Source organism: Pedococcus sp. 5OH_020, from assembly GCF_027812955.1.
Classification (GTDB): domain Bacteria; phylum Actinomycetota; class Actinomycetes; order Actinomycetales; family Dermatophilaceae; genus Pedococcus.
Map to the genome: position 1 here is coordinate 402,947 of NZ_JAPYZV010000004.1, position 26,366 is coordinate 429,312.

Sequence of the window (26,366 nt, forward strand, 5' to 3'; positions counted from 1 at the left end):
CCGCCATGCTCCGAATCGCCGTGCCCAACAAGGGGTCCCTGTCCGAGCCCTCCGTGGAGATGCTCCGCGAGGCCGGCTACCGGGTGCGCCGGGACGCCAAGGAGCTCGTCGTCACCGACGCCGACAACGACGTCGAGTTCTTCTACCTGCGCCCCCGCGACATCGCCGTCTACGTCGGGTCCGGCACCGTCGACTGCGGCGTGACCGGCCGCGACCTCCTCCTCGACTCGGGCAGCGCGGCCATCGAGGTCATGACGCTGGGCTTCGGGGCGTCGACCTTCCGGTACGCCGGCAGACGCGGCACGTGCGCACGGGTCTCCGACATCTCGGGACACCGGGTGGCCACGAGCTACCCCGGCCTCGTGGAGAAGCACCTGGCCGAGCACGGGGTAGCCGCGCAGGTGGTGCGGCTGGACGGTGCAGTCGAGACCGCCATCACGCTCGGCGTTGCCGACGTCATCGCGGACGTGGTCGAGACCGGCACGACCCTGCGTCAGCAGGGCCTGGAGGTCTTCGGCGACGAGATCCTGCGGAGTGAGGCCGTCCTGATCCGTCGCGAGGGGTCCCACGAGACGGCGGCTGTCGAGGTGCTGCGCCGACGGCTCACCGGCGTCATCACCGCCCGGCACTACGTGATGCTCGACTACGACGTACCCGTGGGACTGGTCGAGCAGGCCTGTGCGGTGACGCCCGGACTGGAGTCGCCCACCGTCTCGGCGCTGCAGAACAAGGAGTGGGCTGCGGTGCGGGCCATGGTCCCGCGGGCCCGGACGAACGCGATCATGGACGAGCTGTACGACCTGGGCGCCCGCGCCATCCTGGTCACGGACATCGCCGCCTGCCGGCTGTGACGCCCGAGCCGGACCTTCCTGCGGGGACGGCGCAGGGCAACGGCGGGCAGCCAGCCTTCGCGGTGTTCCAGCCCCGCCGCGGGCGGGCGGTGGCGTACGCCGCCGCCGCCGCCACGCTGCTGCTCTTCGGGCTGATCGCGGTATTCCTTCCCGGTCCGGACGTGGGCGGCACGTGGCGTGCCGGCGACCGGGTGTTCTACGCCGCGATGGGGGTGGCGATTGCGTTCCTTCTGTGGAGGTTCGCCTCGATCCGCGCCGTCCCGTCGCGGGAGGAACTCGTCGTCCGGAACCTCCTGACGACGCGCACCGTCCCGTGGGGCGCGGTCGCGGACGTGCGCTTCGGGGGTGGCGACCCCTGGGTGACGATCGAGCTGGTGGACACGGACACGCTCGCCGTCATGGCGATCCAGCGGGCCGACGGGCAGGTGGCGCAGGCGGAAGCCGGACGGTTGGCTGCCCTCGTCCAAGCGCTCGGACCCTTCCCGGCCGGTCCTGAGGTCACCGGGCCCTGAGGCCACCGGGCCCTGAGATCACCGGGCCCTGAGGTCACCGGGCGCTGAGGCCACAGGCCCTGAGGCCCGAGCGCTGGTCGCTACTCCACGCGGCGCAAGCCTGGGCGAAGCACGGCCGAGACGGCGATCTGACCGACCATGAGCAGGGTCAGCGTCATCCAGACCGCCTGGAACCCACCCGTGGCATCGCGCAGCGCCCCCATGGTCGCGGGTCCCAGAGAGGCGATGCCGTAGCTGAAGAAGAACGCCATCCCGGCCAGCCGGGCGCTCGCGGCCGGCGTCTGCGCGTAGTCGACCATCAGCACGAGGCCCAGGGAGAACGAGGCGCCCTGGCCGAAACCGAGCACCGTCGCCCAGACCCAGGGCGCAGCCCCGGGCGCCAGCCAGAGCCCTGCCTGGCCCAGGAGGCCGAGGACGGAGGCTGCCACCAGGAGGGTTCGGTGGTCATGGATGCGGTCGGTCAGGACTGGGCCGAGCAGTCCGGAGACGAGCTGAGCGGCAGTGAACACGCTGAGCAGGTAGCCCGCGTGCGTCGCGTCCCAGCCACGACCGGTGTACGTCGGGGCGAGCCACGCCAGGGTCGAGTAGAACTCGATCGACTGCAGCGACAGGTATGTCGCGACCAGCCACGCGGTGAGGTGCCCCCAGGGCAGCCGCGCCGGGACGAGCAGCGTGGGGTTGGCAGCGCGGTGACGCGTGTGGCCGCGCCATACCGGCAGCCAGGCCAGCACGCCGACCAGCGCCAGCATGCTCCACGAGCCCAGGGATGCCTCCCAGGACCCCAGCCGGTCCCGCAGCGGCACCGAGAGCGCGGAGGACGCGCCCGCGCCACCCATCATGGCGAGCATGTACAGGCCCGTGACGAGCCCGGAGCGTTGCGGTGGGAACAGCTCCTTGACCAGGCCCGGGAGCAGGGTGCCGCCGATGGCGATCCCCACGCCCGCGACGAAGGTTCCGGCATACAGCGCCCACGCCTGACCGCCGGCGAACCGGAGGCCGAGTCCCACGGCCACGCACACGACGGCCAGCTCGATCGCCCCCGCGGCGCCGACCCTCAGCGCGATCCGCTGGGCCAAGGGCGCGAAGACGCCCATGCAGAGCACGGGCAGGGTCGTCAGCGCGCCCAAGGCGGCGTTGGACAGGTGCAGGTCCGCGCCGATCGTCTGGACGAGCGGCGGCACGCTGGCCATGGCGGTCCGCAGGTTCACCGCGACGGCCACGAGGCTCAGGGCCATGACCCAGGTGGGAGGCAGATGCAGGCGGGGGTGGGGACGAGGAGATGACATCGCGCGCCAGTGTCTCAGGAGCCCTCAGCCGTCGTGGGGTGCGGTCGTCATGGACTCCGGCACCATCTCGAACGCCTCGTCGTGCGGCAGCCCTGTGAGCATCAGCAGGTCCACCACCATGGAACGTATCTGAGCCCTCATCACCTCACCCGACAGGCCGGCGGAGTGGTCGATGACCGCGCTGAGCTCGCCGATCTGCTGCAGGCCGCGTTGGGCGTTGGTGGGCAGGCGCCGCTCCGCGAGCTCCCGCGCGATGTCGTGCGTCGTCTCGGCCAGCGAGTCCAGCAGCCGCAGATAGGCGGTGGGCACGGGCTCGTCCCGCCAGGTGGCGATGGCGGCTCGCCGCACCAGCACCCGCAGGTTCCGGATGGCCCGGTCGAGCGGTTCGAGCAGGTCCGCGATGGCTTGCACGCCGGGCAGGTGCCGGCGGCGGAACGGCGAGAGGCGGACGACCGCGATGCCCTCGGCCGAAAGCGCCCGGGCCTCGGCGAGCATGGACTCGGACTGACGGGCCCGCGCGAGAGTCGCCGAGGCGAGGTCGGAGTCGGCGGTCCGTAGGGCCCGCGCGGTGTCGGTCAGGATGGCGCTGATCTCCTGCACCACCAGGGACGCCTGCTGTCGCGGTCGCCGCAGCGGCGCGGCCGGGACCACGAGGGTGAAGAGCAGGGCCACGACGCCCCCCACGACGGCGTCGAGCCAACGGGTGAAGGACTGCCCCGGGTCGGCGATGAGCGTCGTCACGATGACAGACTGCACGCCGGCCTGCGTGGTGAGCAGCAGCCCGGCGCCCAGGAGCGCCGCGACGCTCATCGCGAGCACCACGACGACCACGATCTGCCAGAGCCCCGAGCCGAAGAAGTGCACGAAGGCATCCCCGATGAAGACGCCCACGGCCACGCCGATCATGACCTCGGTGACCCGGCGCAGCCGCTGGCCGAACGACATACCGAGGCTGATGATGGCGGTGACGGGCGCGAAGAACGGACGCGGGTGGTGCAGGAGGTCGTTGGCCACCCACCACGCGGTGGCGGCGCCGAGACCGCACTGGACGATGAAGAACATCCGGCTCAGCAGCCGGTGCGTCCGCGCGGCAGCCTCGTGGCGCGACCGCGCGGCGGCGCGGCCCAGGTCCACGCTCGAGGGGGAGAGGCCTGCTCCGGCGCTGCGCAGCCGGCCCGACGAGCGCACGTCAGCCGTTCTGGAGGTAGGCCGCCTCGAGGAGCGGCTCCAGCGACCGGAGGTCGTCCTCGTCCGCGTCCGAGGGCAGGTGCAGCCAGTGGGTCGCCTGGGCGAACCCCTTGGCCGGGGACAGCCGCTCGTCGACAGGCGTGCCCTCCCGGAACCGGAAGCCGACCCGGACGGTGTGCCGAGGTCCCGGCGCCACTGCCACGAACTGCGTCTTGCGGACGACCGGGATGTAGCCGCCACGTCCCTCCCGGCGGGCGTCGGGGCCCAGCCCCTCGGCGAGCACGATCACGGCGTCGTGGATGGCTCGGAGCTGGGCCCTCCTGCCGCTGTACAGCGCGTCGGTGTACCCGTCGGCGTCAGGCCGCACCCACCCCGCCTGGGTCGCGGCCTCCTCGGCGATGGCCCACTGCGAGTTCTGCGGTACGCCGTGCACGTCCTTGAGCCAGGCGCGCACCGCCCGCTGGTCCAGCGGGTCGACGCCGGACGCCTTCACCACGGTCGCCCACTGCTCGAGGGTCCGGCCGGTGCGCTGCTCGAGGGAGCTGCTGACCGCCGCCATCATGTCGCCCGGTTCCATTCCCCGATTATGGCGTGGCAGGTCCGTACCAGCTGTCGAGGATGAGGTGGACGGCCGCCGGGCCCTGTGGTCCACACCTCCGTCATCGGAGGGAGGGAGGTGGCCCGAAGCCGACATAGCCTCCAAGGTGACCCAGCACGACCGTGCCGGGTCACGCCTTGACCCCGATGCTGCCGCCCTACCAGGGAGACCGCTTCACATTCGAAAGGGAACGCATGAGCAGAAAGCTTCTCGGTGCTGCCGTCGCAGCCCTGGTCGGCAGTGCGCTGGCCATGGTGCCGTTCGCCTCGGTCGCGACCGCCTCCGCCAAGGGTGGTGCCGCACCCGGCCCCGCCAGCGACGCTCGGTTCGGTACTGCAGGCAGTGTGACGCCGACGTACGGCGCTCGCACCATCCCTCACTGGTCCTTCACGTACACGGATCCGACGAACGGCGTGAAGTACACCGCGACGATGGTCGGCTCGGACCCCCGCAAGGGAGGCTCTACGACCGTCAAGACCGAGATCATCCCGCTGGAGTTCACCTTCGTGGCGGCGGGACAGGACATGTCGGCCGTCAGCAAGCTGTACGGCTACGACGCCAAGGCCCAGGACTGGGACGCCGACCCCACCACCGGCTCTCCGAATGACGTCGCCAAGACGCTGAGCTCACCCATCTTCGCCGCCAACACCTACCCCGGTGATCTCGGCGGTGACACCGGCCAGTACGGCGACGTCTTCATGCGGGCGCAGTTCGGAAAGATCGGCTCGGGCTACCACGTCAAGCTGGCGAACACCACGGTGCTCCCCAAGCAGCGGTTCGCGGTCCCGGCGAGCCAGGGCGTCGCGTACCAGCGCGTGTCCGGGGCCGTGGCTGGGATCGTGGAGGGCCAGTGGTTCTCCACGAAGCTCCAACAGCTGATGGGATCGCTGCAGATCGACCCCACCACGGTGCCGATCTTCTTGACCCACAACGTCCTGCTGTTCGACGGCCATGACAACTACACGAACTGCTGCACGCTGGGTTACCACGGTGCGGCCATGCCGCTGGGGCATGGCGCGGGCCAGGCCAACGGCCAGGGCAACAACCCGGTGCAGACGTTCATCTACGCCGCGTACACCACGCCGAACACGTACACCGGGTTCTCCCCGACGACCTCCCCGACCCGGGGGATCGCCGACATCCACGGCCTCTCCCACGAGGTGGCGGAGTGGCTCGACGACCCGTTCGTCGACAACGCCGTCCAGCCGTGGCTGACGCCGACAGCGCCGCAGTACGGATGCACGGGAGTTCTCGAGACGGGCGACCCCGTCGTCGGGGTGTGGTTCCCGCTCGCCGGCAACCCCGACTCCGCGGCGAACAACGTGTGGCACCCCGAGGACGAGGTCAACGCCAACTGGTTCGCCCGTAACGGCACGACGCCTTTGGGGCTGAGCTCGTGGGACGGCCGGTACACCTTCATGGGACCGCGGACCATCGGGATCGGCGGTGCCTACACGGGCTTCGCCTCGGTGGCCAAGGGCTGCTGAACGGCCGCGTACGAGGCGGTGCCGGCCGTGGGCCGGCACCGCCTCCGGCTGCGGCGCGGGGTCCGACCAGCGCGGTCCTGCCCGGAAACGCGCGACCGCACTACAGGCGCGGGACTACAGCGGCTGGTCTGTCGTGTCGATCGCCAGGTCGGCCCGGTCCCGGGTGCGGTCGGCTGAGAACAGCTCGTCCTCCTGGGCCGCCCACCTGCTCCAGAACTCCGCGAAGCCGGGGTCGCGGTTGATGGCCCTGGCGTAGCGCACCTGTTCCTCTGCCTCCACCCACACCAGTGCCGAGAGGGCCGCGCCCGCCGGGAGGGCGCCCGACCCGCACCCCTCGAGCAGCACGACCGGCGCCGCCGGCAGCTCGACCCAGTCCGCATCGGCCCCCCGGAGCCAGTCCCAGCGCCGGTAGCGCGCTGGACGCCCGGCCCTCAGCGGCTCGACGACCCACTGCTGCACGCGTTCGGTGGCGGCTCGCAGCCCGTCCCAGCCCGGGTAGAGGTCGTCCAGATGCACCGTGGGGGCGGCGAGCAGGGCCGCAGCCTCAGCCGCCAGGGTGGTCTTGCCGGCACCACTCGGACCGTCGATGGCGACCAGATGTATTGCAGCGCAGCGGGGTTCACGCGACTCGACGAGGGCGACCAGGGCATCGAGGGCGGCGCGGGCATCGAGGTGGACCGTACCGCGATCGCTCGCCATGGGGCCAACGATAGGTGGATACGCTGGGCGGGTGACTGTCGCCACGCGCGTGATCCCCTGCCTGGACGTGGATGCCGGACGCGTCGTCAAAGGGGTCAACTTCGCGAACCTGCGTGATGCGGGCGACCCGGTGGAGCTGGCGAAGGCCTACGGGCAGCAGGGTGCCGACGAGCTCACCTTCCTCGACGTCACGGCCAGCAGCGGCAACCGGGAGACCACCTACGACGTCGTCCGACGCACCGCCGAGCAGGTATTCATCCCCCTCACGGTCGGGGGAGGCGTCCGTACCGTGGACGACGTCGACCGGCTGTTGCGGGCCGGGGCGGACAAGGTGGGCGTCAACACCGCCGCCATCGCTCGTCCGCAGCTGGTGCACGAGATCGCGGCCCGCTTCGGCTCGCAGGTCCTCGTGCTGTCAGCCGATGTCCGCCGCCGCCGCGACGACGCGGGACCAGCCAGCGGCGGCTTTGAGGTGACCACCCACGGTGGCCGCACCCGCACAGGCATCGACGCGATCGAGTGGTGCGTGCGGGCCGCCGAGCTGGGCGCGGGGGAGATCCTGCTGAACTCCATGGATGCCGACGGGACCCGTGACGGCTTCGACCTCGAGCTGATCGAGGCCGTGCGGTCCGAGGTCCGCGTCCCCATCATCGCCAGTGGAGGTGCCGGCGCGGTGGGCGACTTCGCGCCTGCCGTGCGGTCGGGCGCCGACGCGGTCCTGGCAGCCAGCGTCTTCCACTTCGGCGAGCTGACCATCGGCGCGGTCAAGCAAGCGCTGCGCCAGGACGGCATCTGCGTTCGCTAGGGGGCCGGCCACCGCGCCGGTTGCTGGGCCGGCCATGCCGCCGGCCAGCTGTCCGCTACGAGAGCCCGACCGGAGACGTCCACAGGGCCTTGACGAGGTCGCTGCCGCCGGTCTCCTCGAGGGCCGCGACGCGCCGCCGGCCGTATGCCGCGAGCAGCAGCTCCTCCGGCCGGCCCTGGAGCAGCACGGTGCCGAGCTCGGTCGCCGCTCGCGCCGGCAGCTCCTCACCCTCGGGAGTCTGGAGCACCACCCCGACCGGGCTCCGCCGGAACAGCAGCCTGGCGGTCCGCCCCAGCGTCTTCCACACGGCCCGGGACTGCCGGGTGGAGAGCTCCCGGCGAGGTCCCGGCGTCTCGTCGCCCCGCAGGACGTCCTCGTGATGGATGAAGAGCTCCACGAAGTTGACCGTGTCGTCGATCGCCGGCAGGCGCGCGGGCGACCACGTCGGGGGCCCGGCACGCACGAGCTCCACGAGCTCCGGCCACGGCTTCGCGGCATACTGCGCCTGGCCCTTCTCGAGGCGTCCGGCCAGCGGCGACAGCCAGATGCCCGGTGCCAGGTCAGGGCGGCGGTCCCGGATGACGATGTGGGCGGCGAGGTCCGCGGCGGTCCACGGCGAGCAGAGGGTCGGTGCCTGCGGACCGTGGGCGAGGAAGGTGTCGCAGAGGGCGTCGCGCTCGAGCCGGGCGAGTTGGGTCATGGCTGCCATCATGCCTGCCCCGTGAGAGGGTTGGATCTCCCCCCACCTCACGCACACCCGGAGGTCAGCCATGTCCGTCGACGTCGCCCCGTCGCTGCGTCGCAGCCTGGGCATCGTGGCGGTCGGCATCCGTCGGGAGCCGCGCTGGTTCGCCTTCGCCGTCGCGGGAAGCACCGTCTACGGCGTCATGACGGTGCTCACGGCCTGGGCTATCGGCAAGGTGACCCGTGAGCAGGTCCAGCCCGCCGTGGCGGCGGGGCACGTGAGCGCTCACCAGCTGCGGGTCATCTTCGCCTGGGTCGCCGGCGTCGTCCTGGTCAACGTCGTGGGCGTGGTGATCCGCCGCATCGCCGCCGGCTTCACGATGTACAACGTCGCTGCGACGTTCCGGCGCGAGGTCACCCGGCAGTACCTGCGTCTGCCGCTGTCGTGGCACCACCGGCACCCCTCAGGACAGCTGTTGTCCAACGCGAACGCCGACGTCGAGGCGACGTGGAACGTCTTCGCGCCGCTGCCGATGGCCCTGGGCGTGCTGATCATGCTCGTCGCCGGGATCGTCCAGATGGTCCTGGTCGACCCGGTGATGGCGCTCATCGGCCTCGCAGTCTTCCCTGCGCTCTTCCTGGCCAACGTGGTGTTCCAGCGATCCATGTCGCCGAAGGTGTCCCGGGCCCAGCAGCTGCGCGCCGAGGTCAGCGAGGTGGCCCACGAGAGCTTCGAGGCGGCGCTCATCGTCAAGTCCATGGGGCGCGAGGACGAGGAGGCGAGGCGGTTTGAGGAGGTCACCCGGCGCCTCCAGGCGGCCAACGTCGCGGTGGGCCGAACCCGGGGGACCTTCGACCCCGTCATCGAGGCCATCCCCACGCTCGGCACGCTCGCCGTCCTGGCCGTGGGGGCGCGTCAGGTCGCTTCCGGTGCGCTCCAGCCGGCCGCCGTGGTCCAGGTCGCGTATCTCATCTCCGTGCTCGCGTTCCCCGTCCGGGCGCTCGGCTGGGTCCTCGGTGAGCTGCCGCGGACCGTGGTCGGCTGGGACCGGGTCGACGCGGTGCTGCAGGCACGGGGAGAGCTGCCCTACGGCTCGGCGAAGCTGCAGCGCCACGGCGCGTCTGACTCGCGTCTGGAGGACGTCGACTACTCCTACGACATCGTCGACGAGGACGGCGTCGAGTCCAGGTTCCAGGCGATCCACGGCGTCAGCCTCGAGGTCCCCGCCGGTGCCACCGTGGCCCTCGTGGGGCCGACCGGCTCCGGAAAGTCGACGCTCACCAACCTCACCCTTCGGCTGGTGGACCCCGACCACGGCACGGTCAGCCTCGACGGTGTGGACCTGCGCGAGGTCCGGCGGGGAGGGGTGAGTGAGGTGGCCGCGCTCGTGCCACAACAGACGTTCATGTTCGACGACACGGTGCGCGGGAACATCGCCCTCGGCGCCGACTTCGACGACGCGCAGGTGTGGCAGGCGCTCGAGACGGCCCAGGCGACGGCCTTCGTCCGCGAGCTGCCACACGGCCTCGACACCAGGGTCGGGGAGCGGGGGGCGTCCCTGTCCGGCGGCCAGCGACAGCGCCTGGCCCTCGCCAGGGCGGTCATCCGGCGGCCCCAGGTCCTCGTCCTGGACGACGCGACCAGCGCCGTCGACCCTTCCGTGGAACAGGCGATCCTGGCCGCGCTGCGGTCCAGCAGCGACGGGACGACGGTGCTCGTCGTGGCCTACCGCATGTCGACCATCACGCTGGCCGACCGCATCGTGTACATCGAGGCGGGCCGGGTCGTCGACCAGGGCAGCCATGACGAGCTACAAGAACGGTGTCCCGGCTACGAACGGCTCGTCACGGCGTACGTCCGCGAGGCGGCCGAGCGGGCTGCCATGGCAGCCGACGAGGAGGTCACGGCGTGAGCAGCACCATCGACGCGACCTCGCGCCTGGGCACGCTCGACACCCTGCGTCGGGGGGTCGACCTGTCGCCGGAGCTGCGCCGCGGCCTCGGCGTCACGCTCGGCCTGGCCGCCCTGACGACGGCCGGCCGGGTCGTGGTGCCCTTCGTCGTGCAGCAGACGACCGACCACGGGCTCCTCGGCAAGAACGGCCCGGACCCGGGCCTGGTCACCCGCGACGTCCTGCTGGCCCTCGTGGCCGTGGTCATCACCGCGGCATGCGCGTACGCGGTGAACGTGCGGCTCTTCCGGGCCTCGGAAGCAGGGCTGGCCTCCCTGCGGCTGCGGGGGTTCCGGCACATGCATGACCTGTCGATGCTGACCCAGAACAGCGAGCGGCGCGGCTCGATGGTGAGCCGGGTGACCTCCGACGTCGACACGATCAGCCAGTTCGTCCAGTTCGGGGGCATCATCCTCATCCTGAGCCTCGGCCAGATCGCCGTGGCCACCGCCCTGATGCTGTTCTACAGCCCGCTGCTCACGGCCGTCGTCTGGCTCTGCTTCGTCCCGCTGCTGTTCGTGATCCGTCGGTTCCAGACCATCGTGGGACGGGCCTACACCACGGTGCGCGAACGGGTCGGGGACCTGCTCGCCGCGGTCTCCGAGTCCGTGGTGGGAGCAGCGACCATCCGTGCCTATGGGGTGGAGGAACGGACCGCAACGCGCATCGACGAGGCCATCGAGGCGCACCGGGTCGCCTCCATCGGCGCGCAGGTCAGGTCCGTGGCCGCCTTCTCCTCCGGCCAGCTGGTGGCCGGCCTGACGCTGGCGGTCGTGCTCGTCGTGGGGACGGTCCAGGCGTCCGCGGGACACCTGACCCTCGGCAAGCTCCTCGCCTTCCTGTTCCTGGTCAACCTCTTCACCCAGCCGGTCCAGCAGGCGACCGAGATCCTCAACGAGCTGCAGAACGCCGTGGCCGGCTGGCGCCGGGTCATCGGGGTGGTCGACACCCCGGCCGACGTGGCGGACCCGGGCGAGGAGGGCGAGGTGCTGCCGCGTGGCCCCATCACGGTGGACTTCGAGGGTGTGTCGTTCGCCTACCCGGGCGGCGAGGAGGTGCTCCACGACATCGACCTCTCGATCGCGCCACGCTCGCGCGTGGCCATCGTCGGGGAGACCGGCTCGGGCAAGTCGACGCTGGCCAAGCTCCTCACCCGGCTGATGGACCCCACCCGCGGACGGGTGCTGGTCGACGGGGTGGACCTGCGCCGGGTGAGGTTCTCGTCGCTGCGCGAGCGGGTGGTCCTGGTACCGCAGGAGGGCTTCCTGTTCGACGCCACCCTGCGGGAGAACGTCCGTTTCGGCCGTCCGGGAGCGACCGACGACGACGTACGCCTGGCCCTGACCGAGCTCGGCCTCGACGCGTGGCTGTCCGGCCTGCCCCAAGGGCTCGCGACGGAGGTCGGGCAACGCGGCGAGTCACTGTCGGCGGGAGAGCGCCAGCTCGTCGCGCTCGCCCGCGCCTACCTCGCGGACCCCGACCTGCTGGTCCTCGACGAGGCGACGTCCGCTGTGGACCCCTCGACCGAGGTCCGCCTGCAGCGCGCCCTGGAGGGGCTCACCCGCGGACGGACGTCCATCGCGATCGCGCACCGGCTCTCCACCGCCGAGGCGGCGGACGAGGTGGTGGTGGTGGACCGGGGCAGGATCGTCGAGCGCGGCCCGCACCGTGTCCTGGTGCGGCAGGGTGGGGTGTACGCCGCGCTGCACGCGTCGTGGGCGGCCCAGCAGCGCGGCTGAGCACACGGCACAATGGCCCGGTGACCTCCCCCGCAGTCCTCGACCCCGCCATCGCGGGGCGTCTCAAGCGCGACGTCCAAGGGCTGGTGGCTGCCATCGTGCAGCAGTACGACACCGGGGAAGTACTGATGCTGGGCTGGATGGATGACGAGGCCCTGCGCCGGACGCTGTCCGAAGGTCGGGTGACGTTCTGGTCCCGCAGCCGCGAGGAGTACTGGCGCAAGGGCGACACCAGTGGGCACGTCCAGCATGTGAGGTCCGTCGCCGTGGACTGCGACGGCGACGCTCTGCTCGTCAGGGTCGACCAGGTGGGAGCCGCGTGCCACACAGGCGACCGCACCTGCTTCGACGCCGGGGACCTCGGAGCCCGGGTGGCAGAGGTGGGCGACGATGCCTGACGTGGGAGCAGACCTCTCGTTCGGCACGACGTGGCCCACCCTGGAGACCTTCGCGATCCTGGCCAAGGACCGCCGGGTCATCCCGGTGGTGCGACGGCTGATGGCCGATGCCGAGACGCCCGTCGGTGTGTACCGCAAGCTCGCGAAGGACAGGCCCGGCACGTTCCTGCTCGAGTCGGCCGAGCACGGCGGCGTCTGGTCCCGCTACTCGATCGTGGGCGCGGGGAGCGGCGCCACGCTGACCGAGCGCGACGGCCAGGCGCACTGGGTCGGTGAGCCGCCGGTAGGGGTGCCGACCAGCGGGAACCCTCTCGACGCCCTTCGCGACACCGTCGTCGCGCTCGCGACCGAGCCGATCGAGGGGCTGCCCCCGCTGACCGGCGGGATGGTGGGCGCCATCTCCTACGACGCCGTACGTCGCTGGGAGCGGGTGCCGCAGTCGCTGCCCGACGAGCTCCGGCTGCCCGAGATCACGATGATGCTCGCTACCGACCTCGCAGTGCTGGACCACGCCGACGGCTCGCTGCTGCTCGTGGCGAACGCGGTGAACTTCGACGGCACCGACGAGCGTGTCGAACAGGCCTGGACGGACGCCGTCGCGCGGCTCGACGCCATGAGCAGCGACCTCGCCGCTGCGGCCCCCAGCACGGTGGCCACGGTCGACCCGGAGGTGTTCCGGCGGGCGCGGACCGAGGTCCGCAGCAACGTGAGCCGGCAGGACTTCGAGCAGATGGTGGAGCAGGCGAAGGAGGACATCCGCGCCGGCGAGGTGTTCCAGGTGGTGCTCTCGCAACGGTTCTCCACGCCGTGCCGCGCCGACGCCCTCGACGTCTACCGGGCGCTGCGCTCCTCGAACCCCAGCCCGTACATGTACCTGCTGCGGCTGCCGTCGGGGGACGGCACGTCGTACGACGTGGTGGGCTCCTCCCCGGAAGCCTTGGTCAAGGTCACCGGGCGCCGTGCCATCACCCACCCCATCGCCGGCTCCCGCCCCCGGGGCAAGACGCCGGAGGACGACCTGCGGCTCGCAGAAGAGCTGCTGGCCGACCCCAAGGAACGTGCCGAGCACGTCATGCTCGTCGACCTCGGGCGCAACGACCTCCAGCGCGTGTGCGAGCCGGGCACCGTGGACGTGGTCGAGTTCATGAACGTCCGCCGCTACTCCCACGTCACGCACCTCGAGTCCACCGTGGTCGGGGACCTGCGGCCGGGACGGACGGCGTACGACGTGCTGGCTGCCACCTTCCCGGCGGGGACGCTGTCCGGCGCACCCAAGCCCCGCGCGCTGAGCCTCATCGAGCACTACGAGCCGAGCCGACGCGGCATCTACGGGGGCGTCGTCGGCTACCTCGACTTCCACGGGGACCTCGACATGGCGATCGCCATCCGCACCGCCGTCGTCAAAGACGGCACCGCCCACGTCCAGGCAGGTGCGGGCATCGTCGCGGACTCCGTGCCAAGCGCCGAGTTCGAGGAGACCGTCAACAAGGCAGCGGCAGCCCTGCGGGCAGTCGCCACCGCCTCCGCGCTGCGGACCGTGCGATGAGGGCGCCCCGGCCGACGTCGAAGCTCGCCGTCGTGCTGCTGGCCCTCGCCGGCGCTGGGGTGCTCCTGGCCAGCGGCGGACGCACCTGGGTCCGGGGAACCGTGGACGACGCGGTGCTGGGAGCCAGCCGGGTGAGCGGCAGTGGCCGAGACGTGGCCTCCGGCGTCGTGGCGCTGGCCCTGGTGTCGGCGGCCGCCGCACTGGCAGCCACCACGAGCGGGCCGGTAGTGCGCCGGGTGACGCTCTCCGTGCTGGGGCTGGCAGGGGTGGCGGAGGGGGTGCTTGCGGTCCGGATCCTGGCAGACCCGGCCCGTGCGCTCGGCGGGGTGGCGGCGCGAGCCGCTGGGCGTACCGGGTCGCTGGGGACGCATGCGACGGCGACGTCGTGGCCCTGGCTCTGCCTCCTCGCGAGCCTGCTCCTCCTCGCCTCGGCCGCCGGAGGGCTCGCCGGGTCCGGGCACTGGCGCGGCCTCGGAGCGCGGTACGAGACCCCCGCGGCCACGACGGCCGGAGCGCGGGGTCAGCGGGTCGCCAGCGACTGGGACAGGCTGGATGCTGGGGAGGACCCCACCGTCACCACCTGACACAATGGATATGGCACGTCGGCACCGCTTCACCCCGGCGCGCCGCACCGCTAGGCCGAACATCAGCGCCCGAACATCAGGGCCCGAGCATCAGCGCCCGAACGTCACGCCCCGACGCCCCGCCCGAGGAGCCACGCACCATGGCAGAGCACGAGATCCACGAAGACCACGGCCACAACACCGCCATCTGGACGGCCGTGGGGATCATCCTCCTCGGCGCTGCTCTGTGCTCCTGGGCCGTGGTCGTCACGAGCGTGACGTTGTTCGTCATCGGCGCGGTCGTGTGCGTCGTCGGCGCAGTGGCCGGCAAGGTGCTCTCCATGGCCGGCTACGGCGCGAAGACCCTCGACGGGCCGGACGCCCCCGATACGCCGAAGAGCTCCGTCGGGGTGAAGTAGGCCGTGTCCGTGGCGGCCCCGCTGTTGCGTGAGCAGCTGCGCGCGCCGCTGCTGACCGGAGCCGCAGGCGCGGCGCTGGCCGCTTCCGTCGTCCTGCACGACCCCCACGTGCCGGGGTCCTGGCCGGTCTGCCCGTTCCTGCGGCTGACCGGGGTGCCGTGTCCCGGCTGCGGGGGCCTGCGTGCGGCGCACGACCTGCTGACCGGCAGCTGGACCGCGGCCGCGTCCGAGAACGTCTATGCCGTCGTCACCGCCCTGCTGGTGTGCGGCGGCTATGTCGCCTGGCTGCTGGCGGCGTCCCAAGGGCGTCGGCCTGCCTGGGCCGACAGGCTTCCTGTCGTGACGGCCGTGTGGGCCGCCGGTCTGCTGGTCTTCGGCGCAGCCCGCCTGCTCCCCGCGCTGTCCGTCCTGCGACCCTGACGCCGGCCTGCGGGGCTGCGCTGGATAGCCTGTGGCGCATGGCCACAGTGCTCGACGACATCGTTGCCGGCGTCCGCGAAGACCTCGCGCGCGCCGAGGTCGCGACGCCTCGAGCGGAGATCGAGCGCCTGGCGTGGGCAGTGGCGCCGCCCCTCGACGCCGAAGCGGCGCTGCGCCGGCCTGGGCTGGGGCTCATCGCCGAGGTGAAGCGGTCCAGTCCCAGCAAGGGCGCCCTCGCCGCCATCGCGGACCCGGCCGCGCTCGCCGGGGAGTACGAGGCCGGCGGGGCCACAGCAGTGAGCGTCCTGACCGAGCGCCGACGGTTCGCGGGCTCCCTGGACGACCTGGACGCCGTGCGGGCCAGGGTGCGGGTCCCCGTGCTACGCAAGGACTTCATGGTGGCGGACTACCAGCTCTACGAGGCACGGGCGCACGGTGCCGACGTGGTCCTGCTCATCGTCGCGGCGCTGGCCCAGCCGGACCTCGTCCGGATGCACGCCCTGGCCCGCCGCCTCGGCATGACCGCGCTCGTGGAGGTGCACGACGAGGAGGAGGTCTCCCGTGCCCTGGACGCGGGCGCCACGGTGGTGGGGGTGAACGCCCGCAACCTCAAGACGCTCCAGGTCGACCGCGACACCTTCGGTCGCCTCGCCCCGCTGGTGCCCGACGGCTGCGTACGCGTGGCCGAGTCGGGGGTCGCCGGTCCCGCGGATGCCGCACGGTATGCCGCCGAGGGGGCCGACGCGGTCCTGGTGGGAGAGGCGCTCGTGAAGGGCTCGCAGCCCCGCCTGGCGGCGGCCGAGCTCATCGCTGCGGGGGTACCGGCATGACGGACCTCCGACCGCAGCCCCTGGCCCGTCCCGGTCGCTTCGGACCGTTCGGCGGGCGGTATGTCCCCGAGGCGCTGATCCCGGCGCTGGAGGAGCTGGACGAGGCGCGGCACAAGGCGATGGTCGACCCCGAGTTCCTGGGCGAGCTCGAGCGGCTGCACCGGACGTACACCGGCCGGCCCAGCATCATCACCGAGGTGCCCCGCTTCGCCGAGCACGCCGGCGGGGCTCGCATCATCCTCAAGCGCGAGGACCTCAACCACACCGGTTCCCACAAGATCAACAACGTGCTGGCCCAGGCTCTGTTGACCAAGCGCATGGGCAAGACCCGTGTCATCGCCGAGACCGGAGCCGGGCAGCACGGCGTGGCCACCGCGACGGCTGCCGCGCTGATGGGCCTCGAGTGCGTCATCTACATGGGCAAGGTGGACACTGAGCGCCAGGCGCTCAACGTGGCGCGGATGCGCATGCTCGGGGCGACCGTCGTCGCCGTGCCGACGGGCAGCGCGACCCTCAAGGACGCGATCAACGACGCGCTGCGCGACTGGGTGACGAACGTCGGCCATACCCACTACATCCTCGGCACGGTGACCGGTCCGCATCCCTTCCCGGAGATGGTGCGCGACTTCCACCGCATCATCGGCGTGGAGGCGCGGGGCCAGGTCCTCGACGTGACCGGGAGGCTGCCCGACGCCGTCATCGCCTGCGTCGGCGGCGGGTCGAACGCGATGGGGATCTTCCACCGGTTCATCGACGACGCCGGCGTGCGGCTGGTCGGCATCGAGGCCGGCGGCGAAGGGGTGGCATCAGGCCGGCACGCAGCCAGGTTCGCGGCGTCCGAGCCGGGAGTGCTCCACGGGACCTTCAGCTACCTCATGCAGGACGACGACGGCCAGACGCTCGAGTCACACTCGATCTCCGCGGGCCTGGACTACCCCAGCGTGGGCCCGGAGCACGCCTTCCTCCGCGACTCCGGACGGGCCGAGTACCGCTACGCCACCGACGAGCAGGCCATGAGCGCCTTCCAGCTGCTGTGCCGCACGGAGGGCATCATCCCCGCCCTCGAGTCCGCGCATGCCCTGGCGGGTGCCATCGAGGTGGGGCGCGAGCTGGGGCGCGACGGCCTGCTCCTGGTCAACCTCTCGGGGCGCGGCGACAAGGACATGCATACGGCAGCGCAGTACTTCGGCCTCATCGACGACGCCCCTGCGGGCGGCGCACAGTGAGCATCGGGGTCGGGGAGGTCCTCCAACGCTGCCGGGAGGAGGACCGGGCAGCCCTCGTGGGGTACCTGCCCGTCGGGTTCCCGGACGTGCCTGGGTCGGTGGACGCGATGGTCGCCATGGTCGAGGCGGGCGTGGACATCGTCGAGGTGGGAGTGCCGTACAGCGACCCCCTGATGGACGGACCCGTGATCGCGTACGCCGCGGACCAGGCGCTGCGGCGCGGGGTGCACGTCGCAGACGTCTTCACGGCCACTCGGGCCGTCCGCGACGCCGGCGCTCCGCCCCTGGTGATGTCGTACTGGAACCTCATCCTGCGCCAGGGGCCCCAGGAGTTCGCCCGGCGGCTGGCCGCTGCCGGGGGTGCGGGGATCATCACGCCCGACCTCATCCCCGACGAGGCAGGCGCCTGGATCGAGGCGAGCGACCTGACCGGGCTGGACCGGATCTTCCTCGTCGCGCCGAGCTCCACGGAGCAGCGCATCGCGGCGGTCACCCAGCAGTGCCGGGGGTTCGTGTACGCCGTGTCGCACATGGGCGTGACCGGCGCGCGCACCTCGATGGGCGACGCCGCCTCCGTGATCGTGGAGCGCACCAGAGCCGTCACCGACAAGCCGGTCTGCGTAGGGCTGGGGGTCTCGAACGGCGCCCAGGCGGCCGAGGTGGCCGCGTACGCCGACGGCGTCATCGTCGGCTCGGCCCTGGTCCGCTGCCTCACGGAGGCCCAGGATGCCGAGTCGGGAACCAAGGCGCTGCGCGAGCTCGTCGCGGAGCTGGCCGAGGGCGTCCGGAGTGGACGCTGAGGTGACTCGTTCGGGTCATCGGTGGGGCGTGTTCCTCACCCAGGGGCGCCGCACGGAGCTGGTGGGCCTGGCGGCTCGTCTGGTGCTCGGTGTGGTGCTGCTCGTGGCGGGACTGCTGAAGGTGACGCATCTGGAGACCTCGGCGCGCGCGGTGCGGGCGTACCAGCTGCTGCCGTACGACGTTGCCGGGTATGTGGGCTACGGCCTTCCCATCCTGGAGGCCGCCGTGGCAGTGCTGCTGCTGCTCGGCCTGTACACCCGCGCGGCCGCCGACGTCGGCGCGCTGCTCATGGTGGTGTTCGTCATCGGCATCGCCTCGGCCTGGGCGCGCGGCCTCAGCATCGACTGCGGCTGTTTCGGCAACGGGGGAACCATTGCGGCCTCCCAGACGCAGTACCCACTGGAGATCGCCCGCGACCTCGGCCTGCTCCTCTGTGCCGGCTGGCTCGTCGTGCGGCCTCGAACCGCGTTCAGCCTCGAGCACGTGCTTTTCGGGGATCCTGCCGTCCCCACCGACGAAAGGTCCCTGGCATGACCAGTAGCAGCGCCACGCGCAAGGCCAAGATCGCGGCCGCCACTCCGCGCGGCGGCTTGGGGAACCGGCGGGGTGCCGGCAACAGGTCAGGGAGCGGCGACCAGGGGGGCGGCAGGAGAGGCGGCGCGCCGAGCCGGGTCGTCGTGGCAACCGTCGTCGTGCTGCTCGTGGTCGCCGGGGTGGTCACCGCCGTCATCCTCGGTGCGCACGACAAGAACGAGAGCGCGACCAGCGGCGGCGGTGCGCTGCCCCGCAACGTCTCCGCCATGGGGGCGGGCGTGGTGGTCAACCCGGGGGCGCCGGCGAGCGCTCCCACGCTGGACCTCTACGAGGACTTCCAGTGCCCGGTGTGTGCAGAGTTCGAGCGCATCTTCGGGCTCCAGATCGTCGACCTCGTGAAGTCGAACCAGGTCCGGCTCGTCGCTCACCCGCTGTCGTTCCTGGACGACAACCTCGGCAACGACTCCTCCAACCGCGCGGCCAACGCGGCTGCCTGCGCGGCAGACGCGGGCAAGTTCCTGCAGTACCACGCGGCCACGTTCAACGGGCAGCCCGCCAAAGAGGGGACGGGGTACACCGACGCTGAGCTACAGGGCTTCGCCCAGGCCGCCGGCCTCAGCGGGGCGTCACTGCAGACCTGGCAGCAGTGCTACGACGCCAAGACCCACAACCAGTGGGTGGAGTCGGTGCAGACGCAGGCCGAGAAGGACCACGTCAACGCCACCCCGACGGTGAAGCTCAACGGCAAGGCCCTGAGCCTGGCCGGGCTGACCCAGGCATCGCTCGCATCCCAGGTCAAGGCTGCCACGAAGTGACGTCCGGCCTGCCGGTCTCCATCCCCAGCCCGACGACGGGGGTGTGGCACCTCGGTCCCTTCCCGGTGCGGGCGTACGCGCTGTGCATCCTGCTGGGCATCGTGGTCGCGGTCTGGATGACGGGCAGACGGCTGGCGGACCGGGGCCACCCACGGGAGAAGGCGGTCGACATCTCGGCCTGGGCCGTCCCGTTCGGGATTGTGGGAGGCCGGTTGTACCACGTCATCACCACACCCGACCCCTACTTCGGCAAGGGCGGCCACCCCGTACGCGCCCTGTACATCTGGGAGGGCGGGCTCGGGATCTGGGGCGCGATCGCGCTGGGCGCGGTGGGGGCGTGGATCGGTGCCCGCCGCTACGGGATCCCGTTCTCGGACTACGTCGATGCCGCCGCGCCTGGCGTTGCCGTCGCCCAGGCCCTCGGACGGTGGGGGAACTGGTTCAACAACGAGCTCTACGGCCGCAGGACGGACGTGCCGTGGGGACTCACGATCCACGAGTGGGACCAGTCCGCCGGCCACGCGGTGCGCGATGCGAGCGGCAAGGCGGTCGTGCTCGGCACGTTCCACCCGACGTTCCTCTACGAGTCGCTCTGGTGCCTGCTCCTCGCCGTGGTCCTGTTCCTCGTGGACCGGCGCGTCGTGCTGCGGCGGGGCCAGCTCTTCGGACTCTACGTCGCCGGGTACCCGGTGGGCCGGGTCGTGGTCGAGCTGATGCGCAGCGACCCCGCCCACACGATCTTCGGCGTACGCGTCAACGTCTGGACGAGTATCGTCGTCTTCCTCCTGGGAGTGGCGCTCGTGATCCTGGCGAGGCGGCGCGCCCCGAGGGTGCGGGCGGGCGCGGGGTCTCAGATGTCGGAATAGGGCGGCTCACATGCCGGGACAAACGCGCCTGCCGGTATTCTCTCTGCAGCCGTGGCCATGGTCGTCCACGCGCGTGAACGGACTGCCCGCCAGGGCCGCTCCGCCGCACCACGACCCCTCAGGACGGTGACCCGAACGTGACTCCTGTGCGCTTCTCCGCCCAGCCCGCCGACAGCGGGCTCTACCGCCGCGAGCACGAGCACGACGCCTGCGGCGTGGCGCTCGTGGCGACGATGCGGGGCAGTGCCGGGCACGACATCGTGGACCACGCCCTGACGGCGCTGCGCAACCTGGAGCACCGGGGCGCGACCGGCGCGGATCCCATGGTCGGCGACGGCGCCGGCATCCTCACCCAGGTCCCCGACGCCTTCCTGCGCGAGGTCGTGGACTTCGACCTTCCGGTGGCCGGCGCGTACGCCGTCGGCATCGCCTTCCTGCCGCGCGAGGAGGGCTCCCGGGCCCAGGCCACCGCGCGGATCCAGGAGCTGGCCGAGCAGGAGGGACTGCGGGTCCTGGGCTGGCGCGACGTGCCGGTCGCCGCGGAGCTGGTCGGCCAGACGGCGCGCGACTGCATGCCCTACTTCCGTCAGCTGTTCGTGGCGGCCTCGGGCGGCCGGATGGTCGGACTGGGCCTGGACCGGCTGGCGTTCTGCCTGCGCAAGCGGGCCGAGCGCGAGACCGAGGTGTACTTCCCCTCGCTGTCGAGCCGGACGCTGGTCTACAAGGGGATGCTGACCACGGGGCAGCTTGAGCCGTTCTTCCCCGACCTGTCGGACCGCCGCTTCGAGACCGAGCTGGCGCTCGTCCACTCCCGGTTCTCGACGAACACCTTCCCGAGCTGGCCGCTCGCCCACCCGTACCGCCTCATCGCGCACAACGGCGAGATCAACACCGTCAAGGGCAACCGCAACTGGATGCGGGCCCGGGAGAGCCAGCTCGTGTCCGACGTGATCCCCGGCGACCTCGAGCGACTGTTCCCCATCTGCAGCCCCGACGCCTCGGACTCGGCCTCGTTCGACGAGGTCCTGGAGCTGCTCCACCTCGGTGGCCGCTCATTGCCGCACGCGGTGCTCATGATGATCCCCGAGGCGTGGGAGAACCATGAGGAGATGGACCCGGCCCGCAGGGCGTTCTACGAGTTCCACTCCACCTTCATGGAGCCCTGGGACGGCCCGGCCTGCGTCACGTTCACCGACGGGTCAGTCATCGGCGCGGTTCTCGACCGCAACGGGCTGCGCCCTGGCCGCTACTCGGTCACCGACGACGGCCTCGTGGTCCTGGCCTCCGAGGCCGGCGTCCTCGACCTCGACCCGACGAGGGTGGTGCGCAAGGGCCGGCTGCAGCCGGGACGGATGTTCCTCGTCGACACCGAGCACGGCCGGATCGTCTCCGACGACGAGATCAAGTCGTCGCTGGCAGCCCAGCAGCCGTATGAGGAGTGGCTGCATGCCGGGCTCATGCACCTCGACGACCTGCCCGAGCGCGAGCACATCGTGCACACCGCCGCCTCGGTGGCCCGACGCCAGCAGACGTTCGGCTACACCCAGGAGGAGCTGCGCATCCTGCTGACGCCCATGGCGAGGACGGGAGGAGAGGCCCTCGGCTCGATGGGCACCGACACCCCCATCGCCGTGCTGTCGGAGCGGCCGCGCCTCGTGTTCGACTACTTCACGCAGCTCTTCGCCCAGGTGACGAACCCGCCGCTGGACGCCATCCGTGAGGAGCTGGTCACCTCGCTCGGCACGGTGATCGGGCCCGAGGGCAACGCCCTCAAGGCGACTCCCGCCCACGCCCGACAGGTCGTGCTGCCGTTCCCCGTCATCGACAACGACGCGCTTGCCAAGATCGTCCACGTCAACGCCGACGGAGACCTGCCGGGGTACGCCACGCATGTGGTTCGCGGTCTCTACGACGTCACGGGCGGCGCGCAGGCGCTGCAGGCCCGGCTCGAGGAGATCTTCGCCGAGGTCTCGCAGGCCATCGCCGACGGTGCCCGGTTCGTGGTCCTCTCGGACCGCGACTCCGGCCGTGACTACGCGCCCATCCCGTCGCTGCTGCTGACGTCCGCGGTGCACCACCACCTCATCCGCGAGAAGACCCGGACGCTGGTCGGGCTCGTCGTCGAGGCCGGGGACGTCCGCGAGGTGCACCACGTCGCCCTGCTCGTCGGCTACGGGGCCGCTGCCGTCAACCCCTACCTGGCCATGGAGTCGGTCGAGGACCTCGTGCGCTCCGGCGCGATCACCGGGGTCACCGCCGAGCAGGCGGTGCGGAACCTCATCAAGGCGCTCGGCAAGGGTGTCCTCAAGGTCATGTCGAAGATGGGCATCTCCACGGTGGCCTCGTACCGCGGCGCCCAGGTCTTCGAGGCCCTCGGCCTCTCCCAGGAGCTCGTGGACCGGTACTTCACCGGGACCGTCTCGCAGCTGGGCGGCATCGGGCTCGACGTCATCGCCGCCGAGACCGCGGCCCGCCACGCCGCCGCCTACCCGCCGGACGGCGTACGGCTGCCCCACCGCAAGCTCGAGGTCGGAGGCGAGTACCAGTGGCGGCGCGAGGGCGAGCCGCACCTCTTCGACCCGGACACCGTGTTCCGTCTGCAGCACTCCACGCGTCAGCGTCGGTACGACATCTTCAAGCAGTACACCGCGCGGGTCGACGAGCAGTCCGAGCGCCTCATGACGCTGCGCGGGCTCTTCACCCTGGGCGGTGCCAGCCCGCGTGAGCCTGTCTCCATCGACGAGGTCGAGCCGGTCAGCGAGATCGTCAAACGGTTCAACACCGGCGCGATGTCCTACGGGTCGATCAGCCAGGAGGCGCACGAGACCCTGGCCATCGCGATGAACCGGATCGGCGGACGGTCCAACACCGGCGAGGGCGGCGAGGACGCCGACCGCCTGATGGACGACGAGCGTCGTTCCGCCATCAAGCAGGTCGCCTCCGGGCGGTTCGGCGTCACCTCCCTGTACCTGACCAAGGCCGGCGACATCCAGATCAAGATGGCGCAGGGGGCCAAGCCCGGCGAGGGCGGTCAGCTGCCCGGCCACAAGGTGTACCCCTGGGTCGCCACAACGAGGCACTCCACCCCCGGGGTGGGGCTGATCAGCCCTCCGCCACACCACGACATCTACTCCATCGAGGATCTCGCCCAGCTGATCCACGACCTCAAGAACGCCAACCCCGAGGCGCGGATCCACGTCAAGCTCGTCTCCGAGATCGGGGTGGGCACCGTGGCGGCGGGCGTCTCGAAGGCACACTCCGACGTCGTCCTGATCTCCGGCCACGACGGCGGGACGGGAGCCTCACCCCTGACGTCGCTGAAGCACGCCGGCGGGCCCTGGGAGATCGGTCTGGCGGAGACGCAGCAGACGCTGGTGCTGAACGGCCTTCGGGACCGGATCGTCGTGCAGTGCGACGGGCAGCTCAAGACCGGGCGTGACGTCGTGATCGCGGCGCTGCTGGGTGCCGAGGAGTTCGGGTTCGCGACGGCGCCGCTGGTCGTGAGCGGCTGCATCATGATGCGGGTCTGCCACCTGGACACGTGCCCGGTCGGTATCGCCACCCAGAACCCGGAGCTCCGGTCGCGGTTCTCCGGCAAGCCGGAGTTCGTGGAGACGTTCTTCGAGTACATCGCCGAGGAGGTGCGCGAGCACCTGGCAGCCCTCGGCTTCCGCTCGGTCGAGGAGGCCGTGGGCCAGGTCTCGGCCATCGACGCGAGCCGGGCCGTCGCGCACTGGAAGGCCGCGGGTCTCAACCTCTCCCCGATCTTCGCCGACGTCCAGAGCCCGGACGGCTCCGCTCGGCGGAACACCACGGGCCAGGACCACGGCTTGGAGAAGGCGCTGGACCACCACCTCATCGCCATCGCGCGGGAGGCGATCAGCGACGGGACTCCCGTCACCGGTCAGGTGGCCGTTCGCAACGTCAACAGGACCGTGGGCACGCTGCTGGGCCACGAGGTCACGAAGGCGCATCCGCAGGGCTTGCCGGACGACACGATCGACCTCACGCTGGTCGGCTCCGCGGGCCAGTCGCTCGGCGCTTTCCTTCCGCGCGGGGTCACCCTGCGCCTGGTGGGCGACGCCAACGACTACGTCGGCAAGGGTCTGTCCGGGGGGCGTGTCGTCGTCCGGCCCGACCGCGCGGCCCCGCTCCAGGCTGAACAGAACGTCATCGCCGGCAACGTCATCGGGTATGGCGCGACCGGCGGAGACCTCTTCCTGCGGGGCAAGGTGGGCGAGCGGTTCGCCGTGCGGAACTCCGGCGCGACCGCGGTCGTCGAGGGCGTCGGGGACCACGGATGCGAGTACATGACCGGCGGCACGGTCCTGGTGCTCGGCCCCACCGGCCGCAACTTCGCGGCCGGCATGTCGGGGGGTGTCGCGTACGTGCTCGACCTGGTCGCGGAGCGGGTGAACCCCGAGCTCGTCGACCTGTCACCCCTGCGGCCCGACGACGAGACGACGGTGCGCCTGCTGTTGCAGCGGTACGCCGAGGAGACCGACTCGACGGTGGCCGCCCGGTTGCTGCAGGACTGGGAGACGGCTCGTTCCCGGTTCACTCTGGTCCTGCCCCGGGACTACCAGCGCGTCCTGGACGTGCGCGCCGCCGCCGAGGCGGAGGGACTCGACGTCAACGGCTCCGAGGTGTGGGAGCGGATCATGGAGGCCTCCCGTGGCTGACCCTCAGGGATTTCTGAAGACCCGCGAGCGGGAGCTGCCCACCCGCCGTCCGGTGCCCGTCCGCATCCGGGACTGGAAGGAGGTCTACGAGGAGCAGGAGCTCGGGCAGCTCCAACGTCAGGCGGGTCGCTGCATGGACTGCGGGATCCCCTTCTGCCACAGCGGGTGCCCGCTCGGGAACCTCATCCCCGAGTGGAACGACCTGGCCTGGAAGGGTGACTGGCGGGAGGCGATCGAGCGGCTCCACGCGACGAACAACTTCCCGGAGTTCACCGGACGGCTGTGCCCCGCACCCTGCGAGACCGCGTGCGTGCTCGGCATCAACCAACCCGCGGTAACCATCAAGCAGGTCGAGGTCACGACGATCGAGCGCGCGTTCGACGCCGGGTACGTCGAGCCTCAGGCGCCCGAGAGACTGTCCGGCAAGACCGTTGCCGTGGTGGGCTCGGGGCCGGCCGGCCTCGCGGCGGCCCAGCAGCTGACCCGTGCGGGCCACACCGTCGCCGTGTACGAGCGGGCCGACAAGCCCGGCGGGCTGCTTCGCTACGGGATCCCGGAGTTCAAGATGGAGAAGTCGGTCCTCGACCGGCGCATCGCCCAGATGGCGGCGGAGGGCACCCGGTTCCGCAGTGGCGTCACGGTGGGCGCGGACGTCACCGGCCCGCAGCTGCGAGACCGGTACGACGCCGTGGTGCTCGCCCTGGGGGCGACCGTGCCGCGCGACCTGCCCGTGCCCGGGCGAGAGCTCGACGGGGTGCTCCAGGCCATGGACTTCCTCCCACCTGCCAACCGGGCGGCGCTGGGGCAGCAGGTCGACGGGCAGGTGACGGCCGAGGGCAAGGACGTCATCGTCATCGGTGGCGGCGACACGGGGGCCGACTGCATCGGCACGTCGCACCGCCAGGGCGCTCGGTCCGTCACGAGCCTGGAGATCATGCCGCAGCCGGGAGAGGCGCGCCCCGCCAACCAGCCGTGGCCGACGTACCCGATGCTCTTCCGCGTCGCCTCCGCCCACGAGGAGGGTGGTGAGCGCGTGTATGCGGCCTCCACGAAGGAGATCCTCGGGCAGGACGGCAAGGTCAGCGGGATCCGGCTGGTCGACGTACGGCTCGGCGACAGGGGTTTCGAGGAGGTCGAAGGGACGGAGCGGGTCCTGCCGGCCCAGCTGATCCTGCTCGCTATGGGCTTCCTTGGACCCGAGCGGCCGGGCGTCGTCGAACAGCTCGAGGTGGAGCTCGACGAGCGGTCCAACATCCGCCGCGACCGGGACTTCATGTCGTCGGTGCCGGGGGTGTTCGTCGCCGGTGACGCGGGGCGTGGGCAGTCGCTCATCGTGTGGGCGATCGCCGAGGGCCGGTCAGCCGCTGCGGGGGTCGACCGGTACCTCACCGGGACCAGCGCCCTGCCTCGTCCCGTCAACCCCACCGACCGTCCCCTGATGGTCTGACCGCTCCCGCGTCTGGCT

24 protein-coding genes are annotated in these 26,366 nt (G+C 71.6%); 19 read left to right on the forward strand and 5 right to left on the reverse strand.

Annotated elements, in window-relative coordinates:
* Positions 1-5 precede the first annotated feature (5 nt).
* Together hisG and PHA84_RS09725 are read left to right on the forward strand one after the other, a co-directional pair.
* Positions 6-851 (forward strand): ATP phosphoribosyltransferase, encoded by an 846-nt coding sequence (gene hisG / locus PHA84_RS09720; RefSeq protein WP_270887888.1) that lies wholly within the window; start codon positions 6-8, stop codon positions 849-851.
* Positions 848-1,363, forward strand: a complete 516-nt coding sequence (locus PHA84_RS09725; protein WP_270887889.1) for a PH domain-containing protein — start codon at positions 848-850, stop codon at positions 1,361-1,363. The genes hisG and PHA84_RS09725 overlap by 4 nt, the downstream gene beginning before the upstream one ends.
* Before the next feature lie 80 nt (positions 1,364-1,443).
* Here the strand turns inward: PHA84_RS09725 and PHA84_RS09730 are convergent, their stop codons facing one another.
* From PHA84_RS09730 to PHA84_RS09740, 3 genes are read right to left on the reverse strand one after another with little or no spacing between them, the layout of a single operon-like run.
* Entirely contained in the window at positions 1,444-2,649 is a 1,206-nt protein-coding gene (locus PHA84_RS09730; protein WP_270887890.1) for an MFS transporter, read from the reverse strand.
* 24 nt (positions 2,650-2,673) lie between these two features.
* Entirely contained in the window at positions 2,674-3,837 is a 1,164-nt protein-coding gene (locus PHA84_RS09735) for an FUSC family protein (RefSeq protein WP_270887891.1), read from the reverse strand.
* A 1-nt stretch (position 3,838) separates the two neighbouring features.
* Positions 3,839-4,414, reverse strand: coding sequence for a DUF5655 domain-containing protein (locus PHA84_RS09740; protein WP_270887892.1), 576 nt, complete (start codon positions 4,412-4,414; stop codon positions 3,839-3,841).
* A 215-nt stretch (positions 4,415-4,629) separates the two neighbouring features.
* Between PHA84_RS09740 and PHA84_RS09745 the strand changes: the two genes are divergently transcribed.
* The gene (locus PHA84_RS09745; protein WP_270887893.1) at positions 4,630-5,922 is read left to right on the forward strand and encodes a hypothetical protein; all 1,293 of its coding nucleotides are present in this window, start codon (positions 4,630-4,632) and stop codon (positions 5,920-5,922) included.
* A 114-nt stretch (positions 5,923-6,036) separates the two neighbouring features.
* On the opposite strand, the gene PHA84_RS09750 is transcribed toward PHA84_RS09745, so the two are convergent.
* Positions 6,037-6,621 carry a hypothetical protein gene (locus PHA84_RS09750; RefSeq protein WP_270887894.1) on the reverse strand — a complete coding sequence of 195 codons (585 nt, stop codon included), beginning with the start codon at positions 6,619-6,621 and terminating at the stop codon, positions 6,037-6,039.
* Positions 6,622-6,652: 31 nt separating this feature from the next.
* Here PHA84_RS09750 and hisF point away from each other — a divergent pair, with 31 nt between their 5' ends.
* Positions 6,653-7,426 carry an imidazole glycerol phosphate synthase subunit HisF gene (gene hisF, locus PHA84_RS09755; protein ID WP_270887895.1) on the forward strand — a complete coding sequence of 258 codons (774 nt, stop codon included), beginning with the start codon at positions 6,653-6,655 and terminating at the stop codon, positions 7,424-7,426.
* A gap of 55 nt (positions 7,427-7,481) precedes the next feature.
* Here hisF and PHA84_RS09760 read toward each other — a convergent pair whose 3' ends face one another.
* Entirely contained in the window at positions 7,482-8,126 is a 645-nt protein-coding gene (locus PHA84_RS09760; RefSeq protein WP_270887896.1) for a TIGR03085 family metal-binding protein, read from the reverse strand.
* 70 nt (positions 8,127-8,196) lie between these two features.
* Here PHA84_RS09760 and PHA84_RS09765 point away from each other — a divergent pair, with 70 nt between their 5' ends.
* The 15 genes from PHA84_RS09765 to PHA84_RS09835 all read left to right on the forward strand — a co-directional run bounded on the left by PHA84_RS09765 (position 8,197) and on the right by PHA84_RS09835 (position 26,348).
* The gene (locus PHA84_RS09765; protein ID WP_270887897.1) at positions 8,197-10,023 is read left to right on the forward strand and encodes an ABC transporter ATP-binding protein; all 1,827 of its coding nucleotides are present in this window, start codon (positions 8,197-8,199) and stop codon (positions 10,021-10,023) included.
* Positions 10,020-11,801, forward strand: coding sequence for an ABC transporter ATP-binding protein (locus PHA84_RS09770; protein ID WP_270887898.1), 1,782 nt, complete (start codon positions 10,020-10,022; stop codon positions 11,799-11,801). Before PHA84_RS09765 ends, PHA84_RS09770 begins: the two co-directional genes overlap by 4 nt.
* Positions 11,802-11,821: 20 nt before the next feature.
* The gene (gene hisI, locus PHA84_RS09775; RefSeq protein WP_270887899.1) at positions 11,822-12,199 is read left to right on the forward strand and encodes a phosphoribosyl-AMP cyclohydrolase; all 378 of its coding nucleotides are present in this window, start codon (positions 11,822-11,824) and stop codon (positions 12,197-12,199) included.
* Positions 12,192-13,745, forward strand: a complete 1,554-nt coding sequence (locus PHA84_RS09780; RefSeq protein ID WP_270887900.1) for an anthranilate synthase component I — start codon at positions 12,192-12,194, stop codon at positions 13,743-13,745. The genes hisI and PHA84_RS09780 overlap by 8 nt, the downstream gene beginning before the upstream one ends.
* A complete protein-coding gene (locus PHA84_RS09785) occupies positions 13,742-14,329 on the forward strand; it encodes a Trp biosynthesis-associated membrane protein (RefSeq protein ID WP_270887901.1) in 588 nt (195 codons plus the stop codon). Before PHA84_RS09780 ends, PHA84_RS09785 begins: the two co-directional genes overlap by 4 nt.
* A gap of 140 nt (positions 14,330-14,469) precedes the next feature.
* Positions 14,470-14,727 carry an HGxxPAAW family protein gene (locus PHA84_RS09790; RefSeq protein WP_270887902.1) on the forward strand — a complete coding sequence of 86 codons (258 nt, stop codon included), beginning with the start codon at positions 14,470-14,472 and terminating at the stop codon, positions 14,725-14,727.
* A 9-nt stretch (positions 14,728-14,736) separates the two neighbouring features.
* Positions 14,737-15,147, forward strand: a complete 411-nt coding sequence (locus PHA84_RS09795; RefSeq protein ID WP_270887903.1) for a DUF2752 domain-containing protein — start codon at positions 14,737-14,739, stop codon at positions 15,145-15,147.
* A gap of 38 nt (positions 15,148-15,185) precedes the next feature.
* Entirely contained in the window at positions 15,186-15,977 is a 792-nt protein-coding gene (gene trpC / locus PHA84_RS09800; protein ID WP_270887904.1) for an indole-3-glycerol phosphate synthase TrpC, read from the forward strand.
* A complete protein-coding gene (gene trpB / locus PHA84_RS09805) occupies positions 15,974-17,203 on the forward strand; it encodes a tryptophan synthase subunit beta (RefSeq protein ID WP_270887905.1) in 1,230 nt (409 codons plus the stop codon). Before trpC ends, trpB begins: the two co-directional genes overlap by 4 nt.
* A 2-nt stretch (positions 17,204-17,205) precedes the next feature.
* Positions 17,206-18,003: a tryptophan synthase subunit alpha gene (trpA, locus tag PHA84_RS09810; protein WP_270887936.1), complete on the forward strand. Its 798-nt coding sequence runs from the start codon at positions 17,206-17,208 to the stop codon at positions 18,001-18,003.
* A 1-nt stretch (position 18,004) separates the two neighbouring features.
* Positions 18,005-18,538: a MauE/DoxX family redox-associated membrane protein gene (locus PHA84_RS09815; RefSeq protein WP_270887906.1), complete on the forward strand. Its 534-nt coding sequence runs from the start codon at positions 18,005-18,007 to the stop codon at positions 18,536-18,538.
* The gene (locus PHA84_RS09820) at positions 18,535-19,353 is read left to right on the forward strand and encodes a DsbA family protein (RefSeq protein ID WP_270887907.1); all 819 of its coding nucleotides are present in this window, start codon (positions 18,535-18,537) and stop codon (positions 19,351-19,353) included. The genes PHA84_RS09815 and PHA84_RS09820 overlap by 4 nt, the downstream gene beginning before the upstream one ends.
* On the forward strand, positions 19,350-20,219 hold the full coding sequence (gene lgt / locus PHA84_RS09825; protein ID WP_270887908.1) for a prolipoprotein diacylglyceryl transferase: 870 nt from the start codon (positions 19,350-19,352) through the stop codon (positions 20,217-20,219). The genes PHA84_RS09820 and lgt overlap by 4 nt, the downstream gene beginning before the upstream one ends.
* Before the next feature lie 137 nt (positions 20,220-20,356).
* The gene (gltB, locus tag PHA84_RS09830) at positions 20,357-24,901 is read left to right on the forward strand and encodes a glutamate synthase large subunit (RefSeq protein ID WP_270887909.1); all 4,545 of its coding nucleotides are present in this window, start codon (positions 20,357-20,359) and stop codon (positions 24,899-24,901) included.
* Positions 24,894-26,348, forward strand: a complete 1,455-nt coding sequence (locus PHA84_RS09835; protein WP_270887910.1) for a glutamate synthase subunit beta — start codon at positions 24,894-24,896, stop codon at positions 26,346-26,348. Before gltB ends, PHA84_RS09835 begins: the two co-directional genes overlap by 8 nt.
* Positions 26,349-26,366: the final 18 nt, after the last annotated feature.

Bases quoted from the DNA above. Each gene is read 5' to 3' on its own strand.
- hisG (WP_270887888.1), top strand. From the start codon at position 6: ATGCTCCGAATCGCCGTGCCCAACAAGGGGTCCCTGTCCGAGCCCTCC.
- PHA84_RS09730 (WP_270887890.1), bottom strand. From the start codon at position 2,649: ATGTCATCTCCTCGTCCCCACCCCCGCCTGCATCTGCCTCCCACCTGG.
- PHA84_RS09740 (WP_270887892.1), bottom strand. From the start codon at position 4,414: ATGGAACCGGGCGACATGATGGCGGCGGTCAGCAGCTCCCTCGAGCAG.
- PHA84_RS09745 (WP_270887893.1), top strand. From the start codon at position 4,630: ATGAGCAGAAAGCTTCTCGGTGCTGCCGTCGCAGCCCTGGTCGGCAGT.
- PHA84_RS09750 (WP_270887894.1), bottom strand. From the start codon at position 6,621: ATGGCGAGCGATCGCGGTACGGTCCACCTCGATGCCCGCGCCGCCCTC.
- PHA84_RS09760 (WP_270887896.1), bottom strand. From the start codon at position 8,126: ATGACCCAACTCGCCCGGCTCGAGCGCGACGCCCTCTGCGACACCTTC.
- PHA84_RS09765 (WP_270887897.1), top strand. From the start codon at position 8,197: ATGTCCGTCGACGTCGCCCCGTCGCTGCGTCGCAGCCTGGGCATCGTG.
- PHA84_RS09780 (WP_270887900.1), top strand. From the start codon at position 12,192: ATGCCTGACGTGGGAGCAGACCTCTCGTTCGGCACGACGTGGCCCACC.
- PHA84_RS09785 (WP_270887901.1), top strand. From the start codon at position 13,742: ATGAGGGCGCCCCGGCCGACGTCGAAGCTCGCCGTCGTGCTGCTGGCC.
- PHA84_RS09790 (WP_270887902.1), top strand. From the start codon at position 14,470: ATGGCAGAGCACGAGATCCACGAAGACCACGGCCACAACACCGCCATC.
- trpC (WP_270887904.1), top strand. From the start codon at position 15,186: ATGGCCACAGTGCTCGACGACATCGTTGCCGGCGTCCGCGAAGACCTC.
- trpB (WP_270887905.1), top strand. From the start codon at position 15,974: ATGACGGACCTCCGACCGCAGCCCCTGGCCCGTCCCGGTCGCTTCGGA.
- PHA84_RS09820 (WP_270887907.1), top strand. From the start codon at position 18,535: ATGACCAGTAGCAGCGCCACGCGCAAGGCCAAGATCGCGGCCGCCACT.